Below are 1,045 nucleotides of genomic sequence, written 5' to 3' on the forward strand. Positions count from 1 at the left end.
AAAGGTCGCTCAATGCTATTCGTTCGTAACGTTGGTCACTTGATGACTAACCCAGCGATTCTTCTTGAAGACGGCAACGAAATTCCAGAAGGCATCATGGACGGCGTGATCACAACCTTGATCGCTATTCACGATTTGAAAGGCAACAGCCCATTCCAGAATTCAACAACTGGTTCTGTAAACATCGTTAAGCCTAAGATGCACGGTCCAGAAGAAGTTGCATTCGCAAACGAATTGTTTGGCCGTGTTGAAGATGCACTTGGTCTACCACGCTTCACAATGAAGATGGGTATCATGGACGAAGAGCGTCGTACCACTGTTAACTTGAAAGAGTGTATCCGCTCTGCGAAAGATCGTGTTGTATTCATCAACACTGGCTTCCTAGATCGTACTGGTGACGAGATCCATACTTCAATGCTTGCTGGTGCATTCGTACCAAAAACAACTATGAAGCAACAAACATGGATTGGTGCATACGAAGACTGGAACGTAGATACAGGGCTTGAAACATCACTACAAGGTCGTGCGCAAATCGGTAAAGGCATGTGGCCTATCCCTGATGAGCTTGGCATGATGATGGAACAAAAAGTAGGTCACCCTAAAGCGGGTGCAAACACTGCTTGGGTTCCTTCACCAACAGCTGCAGCACTTCACGCAATTCACTACCATCAAGTAGATGTATTTGCAGTACAAAACGAGCTTAAGTCTCGTGAGCACGCAAACGTAGATGACATTCTTACTATCCCGCTTATGACGGCAGAGCAAAGAGCTGCGCTTACTGAAGGTGAAATCCAGAAAGAACTCGACAACAACTGTCAGGGTATTTTGGGTTACGTTGTACGTTGGGTTGATCAAGGTGTTGGTTGTTCTAAAGTTCCAGATATCAACAACGTTGGTTTGATGGAAGACCGTGCAACATTGCGTATTTCTGCGCAGCACGTTGCGAACTGGTTAGAGCACGGCGTATGTTCAAAAGAGCAAGTTGAAGAAAGCTTGAAGCGCATGGCTGCAACCGTTGATGAGCAAAACGCTGGCGATGCCGCGT

At 46.3% G+C, this 1,045-nt stretch carries 1 protein-coding gene; it reads left to right on the forward strand.

The features are described 5' to 3' along the window. Positions 1–1,045, forward strand: a 1,045-nt coding sequence (locus A3762_RS22365) for a malate synthase G (protein WP_082869300.1), incomplete at both ends; no start/stop codon positions are given.

Source organism: Oleiphilus sp. HI0125 (genome assembly GCF_001635355.1).